Source organism: Erythrobacter dokdonensis DSW-74 (assembly GCF_001677335.1).
Taxonomy (GTDB): domain Bacteria; phylum Pseudomonadota; class Alphaproteobacteria; order Sphingomonadales; family Sphingomonadaceae; genus Erythrobacter; species Erythrobacter dokdonensis.
In genome coordinates, this window is sequence record NZ_LZYB01000003.1 from 320,602 (window position 1) to 337,794 (window position 17,193).

Sequence of the window (17,193 nt, forward strand, 5' to 3'; positions counted from 1 at the left end):
CGCCCTTGCGATCGACCCAGCGCTATCCACCCGTTGCACTCGCTTTTCCCCGCTGCTCACGGTAGCGTGGCTGCCCTTAGCCCATACTGGGGGGGTTGCCACTGTTTTTGTGGGGCGCGCATCTGCCTCACAGATTAGCGATTGACCCACTTTTCCCATGCTGCAATGCGGCAAGTGCAACGCAGCTCAATCGCAAGGCGGGGTTTTCTTTTCATATGGCGACCGATTGCATCAGGCGTGGCATCATCCTTGCCGGCGGTTCCGGGACGCGGCTCTACCCGTTGACGCGGGGCGTCTCCAAGCAGCTCATGCCGATCTTTGACAAGCCGATGGTCTATTATCCGCTCAGCACGCTCATGCTGGCGGGCATCCGTGAAATCCTGATCATCACCACCCCCGAAGATGCAGATCAGTTTCGGCGTGTGCTGGGCGATGGTTCCGATTTCGGCGTCTCGTTGAGCTATGCGGTGCAGCCCAGGCCCGAAGGTCTTGCGCAAGCGTTTCACATCGGCGCGGATTTCGTGAAGGGCGGCCCCAGCGCACTTATTCTCGGCGACAATATTTTTTACGGTCATGGCCTGCCGCAATTGCTCAAGAGCGCAAGCGCGCGCACGACCGGGGCAAGCATTTTCGCTTACCGGGTGACCGATCCGCAGGCGTTCGGCGTGGTTGAATTCGATGCCAGCGGCAAAGCGATCTCGATCGAGGAAAAGCCCAAGGTCCCCAAGTCGAACTATGCTGTGACAGGTCTTTACTTCTATGACGAAACCGTTGTCGACCGGGCGCGGGATCTGAAGCCTTCGGCACGCGGTGAACTCGAAATCACCGATCTGAACCGGCTGTACCTGGATGAGGGCACAATGGCTGTCGAGATCATGGGGCGCGGCTTTGCGTGGCTCGATACGGGCACCCATGCCTCGCTGCTCGATGCCGGGACCTATGTCCGCATCACCGAGGAGCGGCAGGGGCTAAAGATTTCATGCCCCGAAGAAATCGCCTGGCGGCAGGGCTTTATCACCTCCGACCGGCTGCGGGAAATCGCTGAGCCGCTGCGCAAGTCGGGCTATGGTGAATACCTTCTCAAGGTGCTCGAAGAGACGGTGCCCGCGTGAACATCATCGAAACCGCTCTGCCGGGTGTTCTGATCATCGAGCCACGCGTGTTTGGCGATGAACGCGGCTTCTTCATGGAGACATGGAACGCTGCGGCATTTGGCGCGGCCGGGCTCGACCTTGCCTTTGTGCAGGACAATCACAGTCGCTCGCAGAGGGGCGTTCTGCGCGGCCTGCATTTCCAGAATCCGGGGGCGCAGGGCAAACTGGTGCGGGTGACGCAAGGCGCGGTGTTCGATGTCGCGGTCGATCTGCGCAAGTCCTCGCCGACTTTCGGCCAGTGGGTCGGGGTGGAACTCAGCGCCGATAACAAACGCATGTTCTGGGTGCCTGAAGGCTTTGCTCACGGGTTCCTCACCCTCGAGGACGACACGGATTTTCTCTACAAGTGTACAGCGCCTTACGCGCCGCAAAGCGAATATACGCTGGCATGGAACGATCCGGCGGTCGGGATCGACTGGCCGGTGACCGGCCTTGATCCCATTATCTCCGAAAAGGACGCGCGCGGGCTTTGTCTCGCCGATGTACCGGTGTTTGCATGAAGGTACTGATTACCGGAGCGGGCGGCCAGCTTGGCGGCGCATTGACCCGGCTGGCCCCTGCATGGGCTGAAATCAACGCGATTGATGCCGACGATTGCGACTTCACCGAGGTCGAGATGCTGCGCGCCCGGCTGGTCGTAGAATCCCCGGACGTTATTCTCAACGCGGCCGCCTACACTGCGGTCGACCGGGCCGAGAGCGAGCCAGATATCGCCCATGCGATCAATACGGAGGCGGTCGAGGCGATGGTCGAGGCCATGGCCGAAACGGGCGGAAAGCTTGTCCATGTGTCGACAGATTTCGTTTTCGACGGCCAGTCGAGCGACCCGTACCAGCCCTCTGACGTTCGCAACCCCCTGTCCGTCTATGGACGCACCAAGGCAGAGGGAGAGGACAAATTGCGCCCCGAGGACCTGCTGGTGCGAACCGCCTGGGTCTATGAAGCGGGCGGTGCCAATTTCGTGCGCACCATGATCCGGCTCATGAAGGAGCGCGACGAATTACGGGTGGTTGCCGACCAGGTGGGTGCGCCGACTTGGGCCACCGGCCTTGCTCGCACCATCTGGGGGCTGACCGAGAAAGGCGCGACCGGAATCTTCCACCATTGCGACGACGGAGTGGCAACGTGGCACGAATTCGCCGTCGCCATCGCCGAGGAGGCCCATGCGCTGGGCCTGATTGCGAAGGTTCCGGTGATCCACGCGATCACCAGCGCCGAATATCCCACGCCTGCGCGGCGTCCGGCATTCTCGCTGCTTGATTGCAGCGCCACCCGCACCTTTCTGGCAGACGCGCCGGTTCACTGGCGCACCAATCTGCGGCTGATGCTCGAAGAGGAAGCAAAGCTTGGCTAATCTGCTTGTTACCGGTGGCGCCGGATTCATCGGCGGCAATTTCGTGCATTACTGGAATGCCCGGCACCCTGACGCCCGCGTGGTGGTGCTCGATGCGCTGACCTATGCCGGCAACCGCTCGACGCTCGAAGGCAGCAAGGCCGAACTGGTGGTCGGCGACATTCGTGACACCGCGCTCGTAGAAGCCCTGCTGCGCGATCACGAGATCACCACGCTGGTGCATTTTGCTGCGGAAAGCCATGTCGACCGTTCGATCAGCGGGCCGGATGCCTTCATCGACACCAATATCCTCGGCACCAATAGCCTGCTGAAGGCCGCACGCGCGGTCTGGCTGGCGGGCAGCGGCGTGCCGCACCGCTTTCACCACATCTCGACCGACGAGGTATTCGGCTCGCTCGGCCCGAATGATCCGGCTTTTTCCGAGACCACGCCTTATGCGCCCAACTCACCCTATTCGGCATCGAAAGCGGCGTCCGACCACCTCGTTCGCGCCTATCATCACACCTTCGGGCTCGAGGTGACGACGAGCAATTGCTCGAACAATTACGGGCCCTACCAGTATCCCGAAAAGCTGATCCCGCTGTTCCTGCTCAACGCGCTGCACGGGCGCAACCTGCCGATTTATGGCGATGGCATGAACGTGCGCGACTGGCTGCATGTCGAGGATCATTGCCGCGGGATCGAGGCGTGCCTCGCGCGCGGCGTGCCGGGAGAGACCTATAATATCGGCGGCGGGGCGGAACTGCCCAACATGACTGTGATCGATCGCGTCTGCACCGAAGTCGACTGTGCCTTCGCCGAGGTCGACGGGCTGGCACAGCGCTACCCCGATGCGCCCGCCGCCAGGGGTGAGCCGACCGCCAGCCTCAAGACCTTCGTCACCGACCGAGCCGGACACGACCGGCGCTACGCCATCGACGAAACCAAGGCCCGCGCCGAACTGGGCTACGCACCCGCGCACACCTTCGAGGATGGACTGCAGCAAACCCTACGATGGTACCTCGACAACGAACAATGGTGGCGTCCGCTGGTCGGGCAGGTGCAGGCCTGATGAAAATGTCAATGCCCCGACCGGTTCTGGCCGAGCTTCTGGCAGGCCGTGACAACAATCTCAACCTGATCAGGGTGCTTGCAGCTTGCGCGGTCCTTGTGTCGCATGCTTTCCCTATCGCGCTCGGCAGCGGTTCCGTGGAACCGCTTGAACCGCAAACGGGTCTATCGCTGGGCGGCCACGCCGTTGCGGTGTTCTTTGTCCTGTCTGGCCTGCTGATTGCGCGCAGCTTCGACCGTGCAAGCAGTCACTGGCGGTTCGCAATCGCGAGGGTGATGCGTCTCTTCCCGGGATTGGCCATCGTTCTGGTGCTGACAGTCATGGCCGGAGCGATGCTGACCACCCGAACCTTGCCGGACTATCTGACCGATCCGGCGACCCTGCTCTACGTGCCGGGCAACCTCAGCCTGTACTTCCTGCAATTCTCGCTGCCGGGCGTGTTTGAGGATAATCCGATGGGGCCGGCCATCAATGGCAGCTTGTGGACGCTGTTCTACGAGGTGGTTTGTTACTTCGGCCTCTTTGCCCTGGGTGTGCTGGGATTGCTGCGCAGCCGTGCCGCGTTCACGCTGGTTTTTGCAGGGCTTGCGGCTGCATTTCTTGTCAGCCTAGGCTGGGCGCCGGCGTCGGGACTGGCCTATCGCCTCGACATGCTGGCGCATCTTGCATTCCCCTTTGGTCTGGGTGTTCTGGCCTATGTGTGGCGAGACCGCTTGCCGGTGGATATTCGGATCGCTGTCGTGCTGTGGCTGCTTGTGGCACTTGTGATGAAAACTGCCGCGCTGCTGCCCATGATCATGGTCGCTGTCGGGTACTCGACGATCTGGTTCGGTTTCGCAGTCAAGGGCCCGCTGCTCGTCTACAATCGGGTCGGGGATTATTCCTACGGCCTCTACATCTACGCTTTTCCGGTGCAGCAGGGGCTCGTGCATTTTCTGCCGGGCATGACGCCTGCTGCTAACATCCTTGCTGCCCTGCCTATCACCCTTACGCTCGCCGCATTTTCGTGGCTCATCGTCGAGCGCCGTGCGCTGGACAAGGTTGACCCCCTTGCCGTCCGGCTTGGGGCCTTGTTGTCAGGCCGAGCGCGGTACTCTGCCGAAGTGACCAGGCAGCCGCGATGAACCGGGGCGCCGCAATCATCATGGCGCAACTGCGGTCGGACACAATTGCCGCGCGAGCCAACGACCAAGGCACTGATGCCCTGCCGGATTCATATGCAGGGCATCATGAGTCAGCAGGGGTTCCGACCCTGAACAGGATGCAAAAGCGTCGGCAGGATCGAGCATCGGGATATTCTCGGCGCGTGCGATGTCGCGTGCTGCCATCCGATAGGGGGCGAGCCTGTGATTGATCGCCATGCTTCCTCCCGGTGGAGGCGCCATCAGGATGACTTGCGCGCCGCGTGCACGCAAAGCCCTGATCTGTCGCGTCATCGCAGTTTTGTAGGCCGCAATTGGTACGGGCTTCTTGCGCCTCAGCCAGCCGCGTGGCGCGGCATCGTTGGTTCCATAAGCGATAACCACAAGATCGGCCTCGGGCAGATTGCTGGCGCGCCAGCGTCGCTCGCCGCCTGCTGCGGTTGCTCCGCCGATGCCGTAGCTTGTAACCTTCACCCCCCGAGCAAGCTCTTGTTCGAGCACTGCGCCGAACGGCAGGCCGGCGGCCCTCATCCGGCTGCCTGCCACGTGGCTATCACCAAGGATGGTTATCCTGTAGCCCGGGCTGGGGCACGCCAACGGCCCGGGCAGTTGAGTGACAGATGATGTCCTCGCGCTCACCGTCCCCGCGATTCTCCACTGCGGAACCTCCGGCCACAACAGTGCAGCCAGCCCGAGCAGCACTGCGGCAACAGCCAGCGCAATCATTCTGGCGTGCTTCGGAAAGCGGCTTTGGGTCTGCACCAATCGAGGATTGCGCGTCCAATCGATTTGGGTCAAGCGGCAGCGCGATAGCGAGCATAGCACGTAAAGGAATGTTACTATGAGCCTCGCCCGTCTGTCGTTCCTGCGCAAACTCCTCACCGGGACGCGCCTGCGTTTCTTCCGGGGTGTAATGAAAATGGACATACACCCGACTGTGGAGATGTCCCTTAGTGCCAAGCCGGACATGACCTTTCCGAAGGGAGTGCACATCGGCGAGTATACCTATGTCGCCTTCAACGCGCGGATACTGACGCATGACCGCACACGCGGGATGTACATGCACACCCGGATTGGCCGGAACTGCTTCATCGGCGGGGAAAGTATCATTCTGCCCGGCATCAAGGTTGGCGACAATTGCGTGGTCGGAGCCGGCAGCGTGGTCACCAAGGATGTGCCGCCGCGCTCGATCGTGGCCGGAAACCCGGCCAAGGTGATTCGCAGTGACATCGAAGTGGGAACTTATGGCCGCTTCCTTGATGCCGACGAGACGGAGCGGCGGATTCGCTCGAGCGATCCGCTGGCGGCTGATCTCCCCAATCGTATGGGTTCCTAGATGCGGCTCTCTTCAGGGAATTTCGTTGCGACAAGGGGTAAACGATGAAGATCGGCCTGCTCTCTAACGAAAAGCTGCCGCGCGGGATCAATTGGACGCTACTTTCGGACCCGCTGTTTGCTGACCTGCACGCGCTTGGAGCTGGCGAGATCCTTGCGCCGCCGCCGCCCGGCTTGAGCACCGCGGGCGAATATTTGCGTCTAGCCGGGCGTGCGCAGAAGATGGACGCGTTTTTTTCGATGCACGGCAAGGCGCGGCCGGAATGGCCGTTGCAGGCGCTGTCCTGGGCGGCGGGCCGGGTGCTTCGTGCGGTGTTTTACGTCGATCCGTGGAAGCACGCGATCGACCGGATCGCGCAGGCGGACCGGTTATTCGGTCACGATCTGGTCTTCGTGCCCTATGCCGAGGCGCTGCGCGATCTCGAGGCCAAAGGGGGGCGGACCCGCTATATCTACCTCCCCTTTGCCTGCGATACCGAGGTATTCCGCCCCCGGGAGGTCGCGCGCGATATCGACATTTTGTGGATGGGGCGGCGCGACCCGATGCTGCATCGGTCGCTGCTGGCGCTTAGCGAGCAGCGGGGGCTGAACTACCAGTATCGCGAAACGACCGGCTTTCTGGATGATCCGAGAGATCTTGGGCTTCTGGCAGCGCGTTCTCGCTACTTCGTCGTCACGCCGCCTGAGCCAGAGCGGTCGGGCGGCTATAGTCCGTTGCTGATGCGCTATTTTGAGGGGCTGGCGGCGGGCTGCCGGCTGTTGGGCACCTTGCCTGCCTCGGGCGAATTTGAGGCGCTCCTGCCGCGCGACAGCTTGCTCGAGGTTGCCGGGGATGGCAGCGACCTTGCCTCAAGATATGATGCCGATCAGGGCGATGACGCGGCGTGGGCGGCAACCCGCGAGGCGATGCGCTTGACCCGCGAACATCACGGTTGGCGGGCAAGGGCGACAACGATCATCGACGAACTGGCCCGCGCCTGGCGCGGCTGAGGTCACCGGCAAGCCCGGCCAGCTGCCCTGCGCTCCATGTGCCGCAGACACCTCAATCGAGCCGGTCGGAAGCCTCGCACCAGCCCGGCCCGATGGCGACCCGTGCCGATCAGCCTCAGTTTCTGGCGAAGAGCCGCTGGCGGAGAAAGCTTGCCGCGCCGACAGCGCTTGCGGGCAGGGCGCTGGTGAAGTGGCGGGCGGCCTTAAGAGCCTCACCAATATTCCCGGTCACGGTCAGTCTCGTCATTTCGAGCGGCATGAATTGGCCATAGTGGCGTTGCCACTTGCGGACCAGTTGCTGCCTGTCCTTGGGGTCTGTCGGTGCGGCCGGATCATTGAGCCGGCGCTGCAGCATCCGCATGTGCTCCTGAAGGACCTTCGACGGGCGGCCGGTAGCTTGCCCGGAATGCCGGCGATAGTTCATCACGTAATGGCCGTGGCAGACGATCGCCCCGTGTTGCAGCAGTCTCAGCGACAGATCGCAATCCTCGGCGCCCTTGAGGTCCGGGTCATAGCCCCCGGCGGCCGCCACCGCCGCGCGGCGCATCATGGCCTGTGACGGGCTGGGAGTGACGTGCATCGCGGTCCGCATGAAATCACGCGTTTCGTAGGGAACCGTTTCGTTGCTGCGGATGATCTCACCGGTTTCGGTAATGATATGATTGGAACCGAATACCATCACGGCGTGGGGGTGGGCTTCCATCGCGTTGCGGTGATGCTCCAGCGCGTCAGGCAGGAGTTCATCGTCGGCGTCGAGAAATATGATGTATTCACCCGTCGCGAGCGCAAGTCCGGCATTTCGTGCAGCCGAGACGCCTCCGTTGGGCTGCTGAACCAGCTCTGCCATGCCTTGCGCCTTGACGCGTGCTGCCGTGTCGTCGGTCGAACCGTCATCGACGACGATGATCCGCACCTCTTCAGTCGACCCTTGCGCACGTGCGCTGGCGATCGCCCGTTCAACGAAAAGCCCCGCATTATAGGCCGGGATAATGATCGTGCATTTCAGGTCGTCCACAACGAAAATCCCATGATACCGTTTCTCGAAGTAAGGCTTGTCCCGATTTTCCGGCAGAGACAGGGGCTCGCGATCGCCGATGGCACTACAAGTGGCGTAGCACAGGGTCCAGAGGTTTTTGCCGGTGGCGCGGAGTGTTCATCTGGGTGGTCGGTGGTCAAAAAAGGGGCACGGGAAAACCGGTGCGCGCCTTTCGAGTTCTCATGACCGTTCCCTGCGAAACATGCGGCTTGCATAGACGTTACCCGGCATGACAAAGCGGCGCATCTCTCGCGCGAATCGAACACGGACCAAGCGACTTCAGCCCGGCCGGCGGGTCCAACGGACGGACATGGGACGGACAAGACCAGCACCCCTTGATGGATGATAAGCCAGGACTGGACGATCGACGTCATCGCGTCATGTGCCGCGCGTCTTGGACTCTCCTCAGCATCCACGAATAGATTGAACAAACGGGAATAAGCCAATGTCTAAGCAGATCGCCCCGGATGCTCGAGCAATTGTCGATGGACATGAGCGCGCCGGCGATGCCGCTCCCACGCCAAAGACGCTCCATGTGGGCCTGCTTTGGCACACGGTCTTCAACGAAAATCTCGGGGTTGGCGCGTTGACGATAGCCAATGCCACGCTGCTGGTGCGCGCAGCCGAGCGCCACGGCTATCGCCCCGTTCTCCATCTGATGGGTTCACACGGCGCCTTCGACTACGGCCACGAGATGCCGGGCGAGCACGACTTCATGAACGTCCAGCTGAAGGCGCTGTTGAACCCCTTTTCTCGACTCAACCGTCTACTGAGACAGTGCGATATCGTGTTCGATATCGGCGGCGGCGACAGCTTCTCGGACATCTATTTCGGCAAGCGATACTGGCTGATCATCCTGTCCAAGATCGCGGTAGGCGCGGCGCGGACTCCACTGGTCTTCAGCCCGCAGACGATCGGTCCGTTCCACACGCCGATGGCCCGTCGGCTTGCCGTTGCCGCATTGAAGATCGCCCGGAAGGTCTTTGCCCGCGACGAGGTTTCCCTTGCGGTGCTCGAAGGCCTGGGCGTTGCGGAAAAGTCGGCCCTGACCTGCGATGTCGCTTTTGCCTTGCCCTATCACCAGCAAGCTGCGCGTCATGAATCTGACGGGGAAGGCCGACCGCTGAAATTTGGCCTCAACGTTTCTGCTCTACTGTATCGGACAGGCCGCTCGCCGCACAGCAATGTCCGGCTGACGGTCGATTACCCGGCGCTCATCCACAGCCTGCTCGAGCGACTGACCGGCGACCCGCAGATCGATGTGCACCTGGTGAGCCATGTCATTTCCGGCAAGGATGCGCCCGATCCCGCCGTTGGCCATTTCGAAGACGACTACGCAGTTGCGCACCAGCTGAAGTCGCTATACCCGCAAGTCCAAGTCGCCCCCAAATTCGCCAGTCCGGTCGAAGCGAAAAGCTACATCGCGAGTCTTGATGTGTTCTCGGGTAGCCGGATGCACGCGACGATTGCTGCGATTTCATCGGACACGCCCGTTATCCCGCTCGGCTATAGCCGCAAATTCAATGGGCTTTTTGAATCAATCGGGTACAGCTACAACATCGATCTGACGTGCGAGACCAACGAAGCAGTCCTGGCGCGCTTCGATGCGGCACTGACCGATGTGCCGACGATGCGCGCTGAAGCGAAGGCCGCCAGCGCTGAAGCTCGCCGCAGGTTGGGCGAGTACGAGGCCTATCTGGACGAGGTGATTGGCAAGCTCGCACCGCGCCATGTTTGATATCGAGACGATCAAGGCCAACGGCCTGTGTTCGGGTTGCGGGCTTTGCGCCGGGCTTGGAACGGGTGACACGCCGGCAATTGCCATGCGCGATACGCCCGAGGGTCTGCGGCGCCCCGAACGGGTCGGCCCGGTCAGCCCGCAGATGGCAGCGGTGATCGATCGGGCGTGTCCGGGGGTCAATATCCGGCACGATCCGGCGGAACATGAGGCTGAGTATCATTCCGTGTGGGGCCCCGTTGTGGGGGCAAGGCTCGGCTGGAGCACCGATGACGATCTGCGCCGCAATGCGTCCTCGGGTGGAGCATTATCAGCCATCCTGACACACCTGCTGATCAGCGGCGAAATCGACTATGTCGTGCAGACAGCGGTCTCTGAGGACTCGCCGGTCCGCAATGCGCTTTACGTTAGCACGGGCCGCGATGAGGTGTTTCATGCCGCCGGTTCGCGCTATGCGCCGTCGTCTCCGCTTGAGGATATCTCGAAGCGATTGGACAGCCCCGGGCGCTTTGCTTTTGTCGGCAAGCCTTGCGATGTCGCCGGGCTCAGACAGCTGGCCCGGATCGATCGGAGAGTGGACGAGAAGGTGTCCTATATGCTTGCCTTCATGTGCGCAGGCGTGCCGAGCTATCGCGGTACATCAGCCGTGCTCGCGGCGATGGGGGTCAAGGACGAAAGTCAAGTGACCGCATTCCGTTTTCGCGGAGACGGATGGCCAGGTTATGCGACTGCCCAGATGGCTGACGGCACGCGCTTCACCATGGATTACAACACCAGCTGGGGCAGCATTCTCAATCGGCACCTCCAGTTTCGCTGCAAGATTTGTCCGGACGGCATCGGTGAATTTGCCGACATCGTGTGCGCTGATGGCTGGCATTGTGACGAAAAGGGCTACCCGCTGTTCGAAGAACAGGAGGGGCGGAGCATCGTTCTGTCCCGTACCCGCAAAGGCGAGGAACTGGTATTACGGGCAATGAATGCCAGAAACCTGGCGTGCGAGCCGCTGGAAATCGAGCAGATCCGGCACATCCAGCCGTTTCAGGCCCGCCGCAAGGGACTGGTGCTGCCAAGGTTGATGGCAATGACCGTGATGGGTCGGAAGCGACCGCGCTTCAAGAATCTTTCACTGTTTGAAAATGTTCGGGCACTTGGCATCAAGGAGTCGGTCCGCAGCATGCTGGGCGCCTTGCAGCGTCTTGTCCAAGCTGGCGACAGGCAGATCTGACGGGCCATCGGCTTGGACGATACGCGGGCCACCCTGCTGGCGAAATGTAGCATTGCTACATGGCGCACCGAGACTGTCGCACTTGGCTGGCAACGGCATCGTCAAATCCGAAAATTGCCATGCAAGAGAGACTGTCCCGGTGCCTGACGGCGGTTCCGCTCAACTCGCAAAGTCGCCGCCACGGTGCCACGCATCGGCATTGGCGGTCGTCGCATCGTTACTGATCGCCTTGTGCAGCGTGCCGTTAAAATCGACTTCGAGGTTGGCGACCCGGGTGCCTGCCGCAACCGCGAAGGCACCTGCCGTCTGCGCAAGGAAGCTGACTTCGCGGCTTGTCTGAAAGGTTCCGCTGCTGGCCGCTGTGAAGGCGGTCGTCGTCAGCACGCCGTCGACCGTCACGCGCACTTCCTCTGCCACCTGATCCACGTCGAAAATGATTTCGTGCCACGTTTCCGCAACAATCGTGCCGTCTGGTGCCACATTTGCAGAAAAGATCATCGCAGTGCCGGTGGAGTCTTCAATGTTGGCGACAAGCTGGCCCGATGAACCTACCCACAAGTCGCAACCCGTGCTTTCCTGCGTGAACAGGCGCGGAGCACCGGAAAGCGACGGAAGCCAGACTTGCGCGCGGAAGGTGATGCGGCTCGTGCCGCTCGGCACGTTGGCCGGATCGACGAAATAGCCCGCCGTTGCGCCCCGCACCAGATAGGCGGTTGGAATGCTCGCGCTTGTGACGCTGACGTTTTGTGAAAACAGGTTAAGGGATAGCCCAAGCATGATGGTGCCTCCGGATGCGGCGGTTGTGCCTCTGATCTGAATAAATTGGCCGGGCTGGATCGTGCCGGGGCTGCTCGTCCATGCCTGCACTTCGGTCGTGCCGTCCGTATCGACGCTGCGCCATTCGGTGCCAGCGGTAACGCTGACCGGTTGATCGGGCCGCTTGTTAAGCACCTTGCGCAGCGGCAGCGTGATAAGTGTGTCTGGGTCTTGCTGCGTCAGCGGGTTCCAATGCACACCGCTTGGCACGTTCTCCCAGAGGATCACGGCTTCGGGGTCGGTGGTCGTCCAGTCGATAGCGTTGGCCGTGGCGACCGCGCCCAGGCCTGCGCCCTCGGCGGCGGTGGCCAGCGCCGCTTCAATCTCGGCGCGGGTGGTGGCGGCGGCAAGATTGCCAAGGTTCGGGAACACGGCAGCGGGGCTTGCCGCGTCAGGCAGGCGCAAATTGCCGTCCTGCTGTGGAGCCTCGGCAAAAACGACAAGCTGGCCGTAAATTGACTTGCCGACATAAACCGAGCCGCCCTGATCCGTGTCAATCTTGACGGTCGGTGCAGGGTTGGCGACGTTGGAATAATCCAAAATGCTGACGCCGTGGACCAGCGTATCGCGGGCCGAGAAAGCGCCCTCGCCAATCGCAAGCTGAAAAGTCGAGCCGCCGACAAAGGTGTTCGAGATAATGACGAAGTCGGCATAGGACGGGTTGGTGTCGTTGTCGGAGATAAACACGCCCTGCTGCGTCACGCCGGTTCGCAGCGCGGTTGCGCGCATCCGGTTGCCAGCAATGCGGACATTGCTGATCGTACCTGCGCCAGCGCCGAACATCTGGATGATGTCGCCATGCGGGTCGCCCGCATCGCCATTGAGGTTTTCGGCAATGCCCGAACGGCAGAAAGGGATGGTGGCAATGTTGCGCAGGAACCGCCCGCTTCCGCCCGCTGCAGGCGGCACGGCGATAATGTCGGCATAGATGCGGTCAAAGTCGTTATCCATGACAACGACGCTGCTCGGTGTGCCAAGCCCCTTGGCCCCGTTGACCAGGTCGCGGAACAGGCAGTTGCGGATTTCGATGCTCTGCATACTGGCCGAGCCGAACGCCTGAAACGCACTGCCCAGGTATGTCGCCAGCCCGATTTCGGTGCGGGCATTGACCTCGCTGGTGCCAGTGGTCGCCAGCACGGCAAAATGCGTGGCGGTGGTGGGGTTGAGACCGCCGAAACGAAACCGCGCGCCAGCATTGACAAGTTGGCTGCTGCCGGTGGCAACAACGTCCGAGCCCCCCACAGCTACGCGCACGCTGTTCGCGCCGCGATTGAAGAACTCGATCATGCCCTGGGTTGCAGCCGGATCTTTCCACGTAAGGGCATAGGTCGCGCTGGTCGTGGTCGCGGTCTGCACATTGTCGATGCGCTCGTATTCGGGCAGGTCGGCGGAGGTGTCGATGTTGGCGAGGCTCGCGCCGTAGCCGTGGCGGAAAGTGGTGCCGTTGACGAACCTGAGCTGATCGAAGGTGCCGGTGCCAAACTGGACGCAGGCGTCAAACGCCTTGGGCCAGCCCGTAAGCTGGAAGTTGAGGCCGGAGAAATCCACCCCGCGAACCAACGTGTAAAGTTCCAGACGGCCAAGGAAGGAACCGGCATTGGCGCTGCGGATTGTTAGAGGGGCACCCGCCGCAGAGAAGTCTCGATTGGTGATGTTGACCGCTTCGGCGATCGGCGCGGCCACCTCGACAATCTTGCCCGCCAGCGTGGCGGCATCGTTGGCGAATACAGTGTCCCATTCGGCCCTGCTGGTGACGATGTAATCGGGAACCCCGCCCATCCCAGCTCCCGCGGCAAGCATAACCTGCCCCCCTGCGATCCTGTGCCCCAGCATTATGCGCAGGCCACGATAGCAGAAGCGGTGGTGCCACTGGCCCGCACGTGGCTGGGGCGAACGTAGATATAGCCGCCCGAAGGCACGTTTTCGAACACCACGTCAGCCGCAGCGTCGCGTGAACGCAAGGTGACCCGACCGCCGACTCCGACATAGAGGAATTTTGGTACCGCAGGCAGGGCAAGCGTGTCGTGCGGCGTTACGGCATAGGCCGATTCGCTAGGGGTCAGCGCGGAAGGCAGGTTGCTGGCGAAATCATCTTCCATATAACACCTTTCTGCATAGTATGTCCCGAAAGATGAACCATATTGGTTATGTGTAGGAAAGAGGCTTATTGCGCTCCCGTTGTAAATTTCGTCAATGACGGCGCCAGTGCCCCCGTATGCCTTCTATCATGTTGGCATGGCGCGTCCGGACCAGACCTCGATCCCGACCTTGTAGCGCAAGTAGCAGTAGGCCGCCACGTTGCGCATCACCAGTACGGCCGCGACCGAAATCGCAACCCCATGAATCCCTGCGAGGGTGGCGGCCACCGGGGCTGCCACCAGCAGGCAGGCAATTCCAGCAATCGCAATGGCGAGATTGACTTTCTCGTTGCCGGACATCGCAAGCACCAAACCGCAAGGTCCGGAAAGCGCGATAAGGAACTGACCGATTAGCAACGTCACGACAACAGGCATTGCTGCTTCGAACTCGGAACCGATAAAGGGCAACAAAAATGGCGTCACGATTATGATGCCGACAGCTACCGGAAGCGCGAGTACCGCTGACATCCGGACCGCTGTCCGGGCAAGCCGTGCGGCGCTCTGGCGGTCACCTGCATGAAACGCGCCGCTGATCTGTGGCATATAGACTGAGGTGATGGTGCCGGACACAACTGACAGCGGCGCTGCAATCTGAGCGCCCACGCGGAATACGCCGGCGTCGACTACGCTCAGCATGCGAGCGGTTACTGCAAGAGCATACCACTCCCCCATTACCAGGGTCAGCAATGACCCCCAAAGCGGCAATGACGAAGAAAGAACCTGCCGCATGGATACTCTGATCGCATCCTGGCCATTACTGAGATGCTTCGTGCTCGCCCAGAGCGCCCACAACATGCAGACAAAGCCACTTGCCGCTGTGGCCCACAGCAGCTCATGGACATCTTGTGCCAGACCTGACAGCAGTGCGCAGACTGCCGCAAAGGGTACAGCCAGCAAGCCGATCATCAGACTAAGCGCAATCCGCTTCTGAGAGTGGAGAAAGCCGCAAAGAGTCTGATGGAGCCCGCGTATCAGCAAGAGGACGCAAATCACTGTCGTGAACTCGCGCGGAATGACATCGCCGAACAGGCCGCTCCACACATTGTCGCCACCAAGCAGGATTGCCAGCACTAGGCACAGCATCAAGGCGCCGCTCAGGCCCATGATTCGAAGGAAAACCGCAGTCGCTACATTGCGTTTGGGGCGCGCAAGATGGCGAACAAGGCTCAAGTCAAGCCCAAGCAGGCCGATTGTGACAATGAACGTCGTGGTCTGCGTTATCAGAGCGTAAGTTCCCGTCGCCGCCGCCCCGAAATAGCGACCGAGAAGCAGGGTTAGCACCAGCCCGGTGACAAGGCTGAAGCCGCGCAGCAGAAAGGCTCCTCCCAGCACCCGGTGAAGACTGAGCTTCTGCGCCAGCAGTGGCAGCATAGCGCCGAATTTCCGAAGTGCGTCAGACCTGCTCTCTTCGTTCATCTGGTGTCCTTGACGCCCGGCACAGGCTAGAGCGCTAGTCCGGCTGGGATTCCGCGCAATCTGTCTGATCGGCCAGAGCTCGGGCGGCATCCAAGCGACCTCTCAAGCATGGCGCGTGTGCGCTAGCGCGAGGAACTGGAAACGGCAAGAAAAGGCTGTTACCGCAAGAAGCGCGCCCGTTCAGGCAGCACGTTCTGCAACAGCCGTTGGGCCACGGCGAAAAGGATCGTCTGGAGTCTCGAGCACAGGGTTGCGATTGTCTGGAAATCGCTCGCGTTGGCCACGGCTGAGGTACAAGGAGTTCTTATGGAAGCCGCCGCCCGATCATTGCCTCTACCCACCGGAGGAGGGATCGTACGGCCGTTACCGCGCCAGGACAGCCTTGTCCCAGTCAGTCTGGCGGCCGGGCTATTCTACACTATTCTGCTCCCAGAACAGTTCAATCCGACTGTCGGGGGGTTTTATCTTCCCCCCTTTCGCGTCTACTTGCTGGGCGCGACGATGTATATTTTGTTCGGTGCCTTGCGCAGTCGGTTCCGCTTCGTCTGGCCAGACATCCTGATTATTCTTGGCTCTGCGTGGATATGGTTGGCAGCGCACCAGACCAGCGGCTCGCTCGAGACAGCGGCGGTCATGGGCGGATCGCACACCGTCGACATTGCCCTTGCCTACTTTCTTGCACGCGTTGCCATTCGGTCACCCAAGGATTTCCGAACGTTTCTTATCCTGATCGCGCCGGGGCTGGGCTTCGCATCTTTTATGGTGGCACTGGAGTCCCTGACCCATAGACATATCTTCCAGCCATTTGCATCCTCGTTGACCGGAATTCCTAACAGATTGCGGCTGGAAGTTCGCATGGGGCTGGTTAGGGGGGCAGGTCCTTTTGCTCACCCTATCCACGCTGGCATTTTGCTCGCCAGCTTCCTTCCGCTTTATGCCCTCTCCGGACTGCGTGGATGGCCGAAGTGGCTTGGCATTGTAGCATCCATCGGAGGCATTTTTTCAATGAGTTCCGCGGCAATGCTTGGCGTTGTCGTGGGCGGGGGGTTGATCATTTACGACTGGCTGAGCGAGCGCATTGCCAACCTGACTTGGCGTCTTTTTCTGCTATTCTCGGCTCTCCTCTATGGAGTCGTTGAACTGACCAGCAATTCCGGTTTCTACGGCATTCTGGTTCGCTACGCCTCACTGAACTCATGGTCAGCCTATAACCGCGTCCTGATCTGGCAGTACGGCACTGAAAACGTGGCGCGCCACCCTTGGTTCGGCATCGGCTATGGGGACTGGGATCGACCCTCGTGGATGTACTCGGGCTCGTTTGATCATTTCTGGCTAATTCTCGCGCTTCGTTGGGGCATCCCCAATGTGCTTATGCTGCTCGGGGCTACGCTTATCGCAATTGCAATGGTGGCATTGAAATCGCGCGACCTTCCGATTCGCGAAGCGCGTACTTTGCGCGGGGTGGCGATTTCTTTGTCTGTCTTTGCTTTGGGTGTGAACTCGGTATCCCTATGGCTCGCCACGCTTGTTTGGTTCTTCATGCTGGTTGGCCTGTCGGTCAGCCTTGGGTATCTGCCCGCAGGTAAATCGACCACCCGCCGTGCTGTCCTGCCATCCCAATTGGGCCGCGTTTAGCTGGCAGTCGCCGACCGTTGAGCGTTGCCATGTCGCGCGATGATGGTTGTAATGGTGGCTTTGGGGACACATATATATCTGTAATAAAAAGAAATCCTCACGCCAAGCATTCTGTCTCAGCGCAGGGCCATCGTGGCGGAGGTTCATGCGCGACGCTTGATTC

Annotated in this window: 15 protein-coding genes; 10 read left to right on the top strand and 5 right to left on the bottom strand. The window is 61.0% G+C overall.

What is annotated here, in order from left to right:
* Positions 1-215 precede the first annotated feature (215 nt).
* The 5 genes from rfbA to I603_RS07920 are packed head-to-tail and all read left to right on the top strand — an operon-like array spanning position 216 to position 4,683.
* Positions 216-1,112: a glucose-1-phosphate thymidylyltransferase RfbA gene (gene rfbA / locus I603_RS07900; protein WP_068863822.1), complete on the top strand. Its 897-nt coding sequence runs from the start codon at positions 216-218 to the stop codon at positions 1,110-1,112.
* A complete protein-coding gene (rfbC, locus tag I603_RS07905; RefSeq protein WP_068863824.1) occupies positions 1,109-1,654 on the top strand; it encodes a dTDP-4-dehydrorhamnose 3,5-epimerase in 546 nt (181 codons plus the stop codon). The genes rfbA and rfbC overlap by 4 nt, the downstream gene beginning before the upstream one ends.
* The gene (gene rfbD, locus I603_RS07910) at positions 1,651-2,508 is read left to right on the top strand and encodes a dTDP-4-dehydrorhamnose reductase (protein WP_068863826.1); all 858 of its coding nucleotides are present in this window, start codon (positions 1,651-1,653) and stop codon (positions 2,506-2,508) included. Before rfbC ends, rfbD begins: the two co-directional genes overlap by 4 nt.
* Positions 2,501-3,559 carry a dTDP-glucose 4,6-dehydratase gene (rfbB, locus tag I603_RS07915; protein WP_068863827.1) on the top strand — a complete coding sequence of 353 codons (1,059 nt, stop codon included), beginning with the start codon at positions 2,501-2,503 and terminating at the stop codon, positions 3,557-3,559. Before rfbD ends, rfbB begins: the two co-directional genes overlap by 8 nt.
* On the top strand, positions 3,559-4,683 hold the full coding sequence (locus I603_RS07920) for an acyltransferase family protein (RefSeq protein WP_068863829.1): 1,125 nt from the start codon (positions 3,559-3,561) through the stop codon (positions 4,681-4,683). The genes rfbB and I603_RS07920 overlap by 1 nt, the downstream gene beginning before the upstream one ends.
* Positions 4,684-4,701: 18 nt before the next feature.
* On the opposite strand, the gene I603_RS14275 is transcribed toward I603_RS07920, so the two are convergent.
* The gene (locus tag I603_RS14275; protein ID WP_232305313.1) at positions 4,702-5,463 is read right to left on the bottom strand and encodes an SGNH/GDSL hydrolase family protein; all 762 of its coding nucleotides are present in this window, start codon (positions 5,461-5,463) and stop codon (positions 4,702-4,704) included.
* Between the two features lie 79 nt (positions 5,464-5,542).
* Between I603_RS14275 and I603_RS14885 the strand changes: the two genes are divergently transcribed.
* Together I603_RS14885 and I603_RS07935 are read left to right on the top strand one after the other, a co-directional pair.
* Entirely contained in the window at positions 5,543-6,037 is a 495-nt protein-coding gene (locus I603_RS14885) for an acyltransferase (protein ID WP_068863833.1), read from the top strand.
* A gap of 44 nt (positions 6,038-6,081) precedes the next feature.
* A complete protein-coding gene (locus tag I603_RS07935) occupies positions 6,082-7,026 on the top strand; it encodes a CgeB family protein (protein WP_068863835.1) in 945 nt (314 codons plus the stop codon).
* Between the two features lie 115 nt (positions 7,027-7,141).
* On the opposite strand, the gene I603_RS07940 is transcribed toward I603_RS07935, so the two are convergent.
* A complete protein-coding gene (locus I603_RS07940) occupies positions 7,142-8,041 on the bottom strand; it encodes a glycosyltransferase family 2 protein (protein ID WP_068863837.1) in 900 nt (299 codons plus the stop codon).
* 466 nt (positions 8,042-8,507) lie between these two features.
* Here I603_RS07940 and I603_RS07945 point away from each other — a divergent pair, with 466 nt between their 5' ends.
* Both I603_RS07945 and I603_RS07950 read left to right on the top strand, forming a co-directional pair.
* A complete protein-coding gene (locus tag I603_RS07945) occupies positions 8,508-9,800 on the top strand; it encodes a polysaccharide pyruvyl transferase family protein (protein ID WP_232305291.1) in 1,293 nt (430 codons plus the stop codon).
* Complete coding sequence (locus tag I603_RS07950; protein ID WP_068863838.1) at positions 9,793-11,025, top strand: Coenzyme F420 hydrogenase/dehydrogenase, beta subunit C-terminal domain; 1,233 nt, start codon at positions 9,793-9,795, stop codon at positions 11,023-11,025. The genes I603_RS07945 and I603_RS07950 overlap by 8 nt, the downstream gene beginning before the upstream one ends.
* 159 nt (positions 11,026-11,184) lie before the next feature.
* Here the strand turns inward: I603_RS07950 and I603_RS07955 are convergent, their stop codons facing one another.
* The 3 genes from I603_RS07955 to I603_RS07965 form a co-directional block, all read right to left on the bottom strand.
* Positions 11,185-13,620, bottom strand: a complete 2,436-nt coding sequence (locus I603_RS07955; RefSeq protein ID WP_068863839.1) for a hypothetical protein — start codon at positions 13,618-13,620, stop codon at positions 11,185-11,187.
* Positions 13,621-13,673: 53 nt separating this feature from the next.
* Entirely contained in the window at positions 13,674-13,940 is a 267-nt protein-coding gene (locus I603_RS07960) for a spike base protein, RCAP_Rcc01079 family (RefSeq protein ID WP_068863840.1), read from the bottom strand.
* 126 nt (positions 13,941-14,066) lie between these two features.
* The gene (locus I603_RS07965; protein ID WP_068863842.1) at positions 14,067-15,395 is read right to left on the bottom strand and encodes a lipopolysaccharide biosynthesis protein; all 1,329 of its coding nucleotides are present in this window, start codon (positions 15,393-15,395) and stop codon (positions 14,067-14,069) included.
* Between the two features lie 306 nt (positions 15,396-15,701).
* Here I603_RS07965 and I603_RS07970 point away from each other — a divergent pair, with 306 nt between their 5' ends.
* Positions 15,702-17,030, top strand: a complete 1,329-nt coding sequence (locus I603_RS07970; protein WP_143736672.1) for an O-antigen ligase family protein — start codon at positions 15,702-15,704, stop codon at positions 17,028-17,030.
* The last annotated feature ends 163 nt before the right edge of the window (positions 17,031-17,193 follow it).

Coding starts and splice junctions, on each gene's coding strand:
- rfbA (WP_068863822.1), top strand. CDS start 216: ATGGCGACCGATTGCATCAGGCGTGGCATCATCCTTGCCGGCGGTTCC.
- rfbD (WP_068863826.1), top strand. CDS start 1,651: ATGAAGGTACTGATTACCGGAGCGGGCGGCCAGCTTGGCGGCGCATTG.
- I603_RS07920 (WP_068863829.1), top strand. CDS start 3,559: ATGAAAATGTCAATGCCCCGACCGGTTCTGGCCGAGCTTCTGGCAGGC.
- I603_RS14885 (WP_068863833.1), top strand. CDS start 5,543: ATGAGCCTCGCCCGTCTGTCGTTCCTGCGCAAACTCCTCACCGGGACG.
- I603_RS07935 (WP_068863835.1), top strand. CDS start 6,082: ATGAAGATCGGCCTGCTCTCTAACGAAAAGCTGCCGCGCGGGATCAAT.
- I603_RS07945 (WP_232305291.1), top strand. CDS start 8,508: ATGTCTAAGCAGATCGCCCCGGATGCTCGAGCAATTGTCGATGGACAT.
- I603_RS07950 (WP_068863838.1), top strand. CDS start 9,793: ATGTTTGATATCGAGACGATCAAGGCCAACGGCCTGTGTTCGGGTTGC.
- I603_RS07955 (WP_068863839.1), bottom strand. CDS start 13,620: ATGGGCGGGGTTCCCGATTACATCGTCACCAGCAGGGCCGAATGGGAC.
- I603_RS07960 (WP_068863840.1), bottom strand. CDS start 13,940: ATGGAAGATGATTTCGCCAGCAACCTGCCTTCCGCGCTGACCCCTAGC.
- I603_RS07965 (WP_068863842.1), bottom strand. CDS start 15,395: ATGAACGAAGAGAGCAGGTCTGACGCACTTCGGAAATTCGGCGCTATG.
- I603_RS07970 (WP_143736672.1), top strand. CDS start 15,702: ATGGAAGCCGCCGCCCGATCATTGCCTCTACCCACCGGAGGAGGGATC.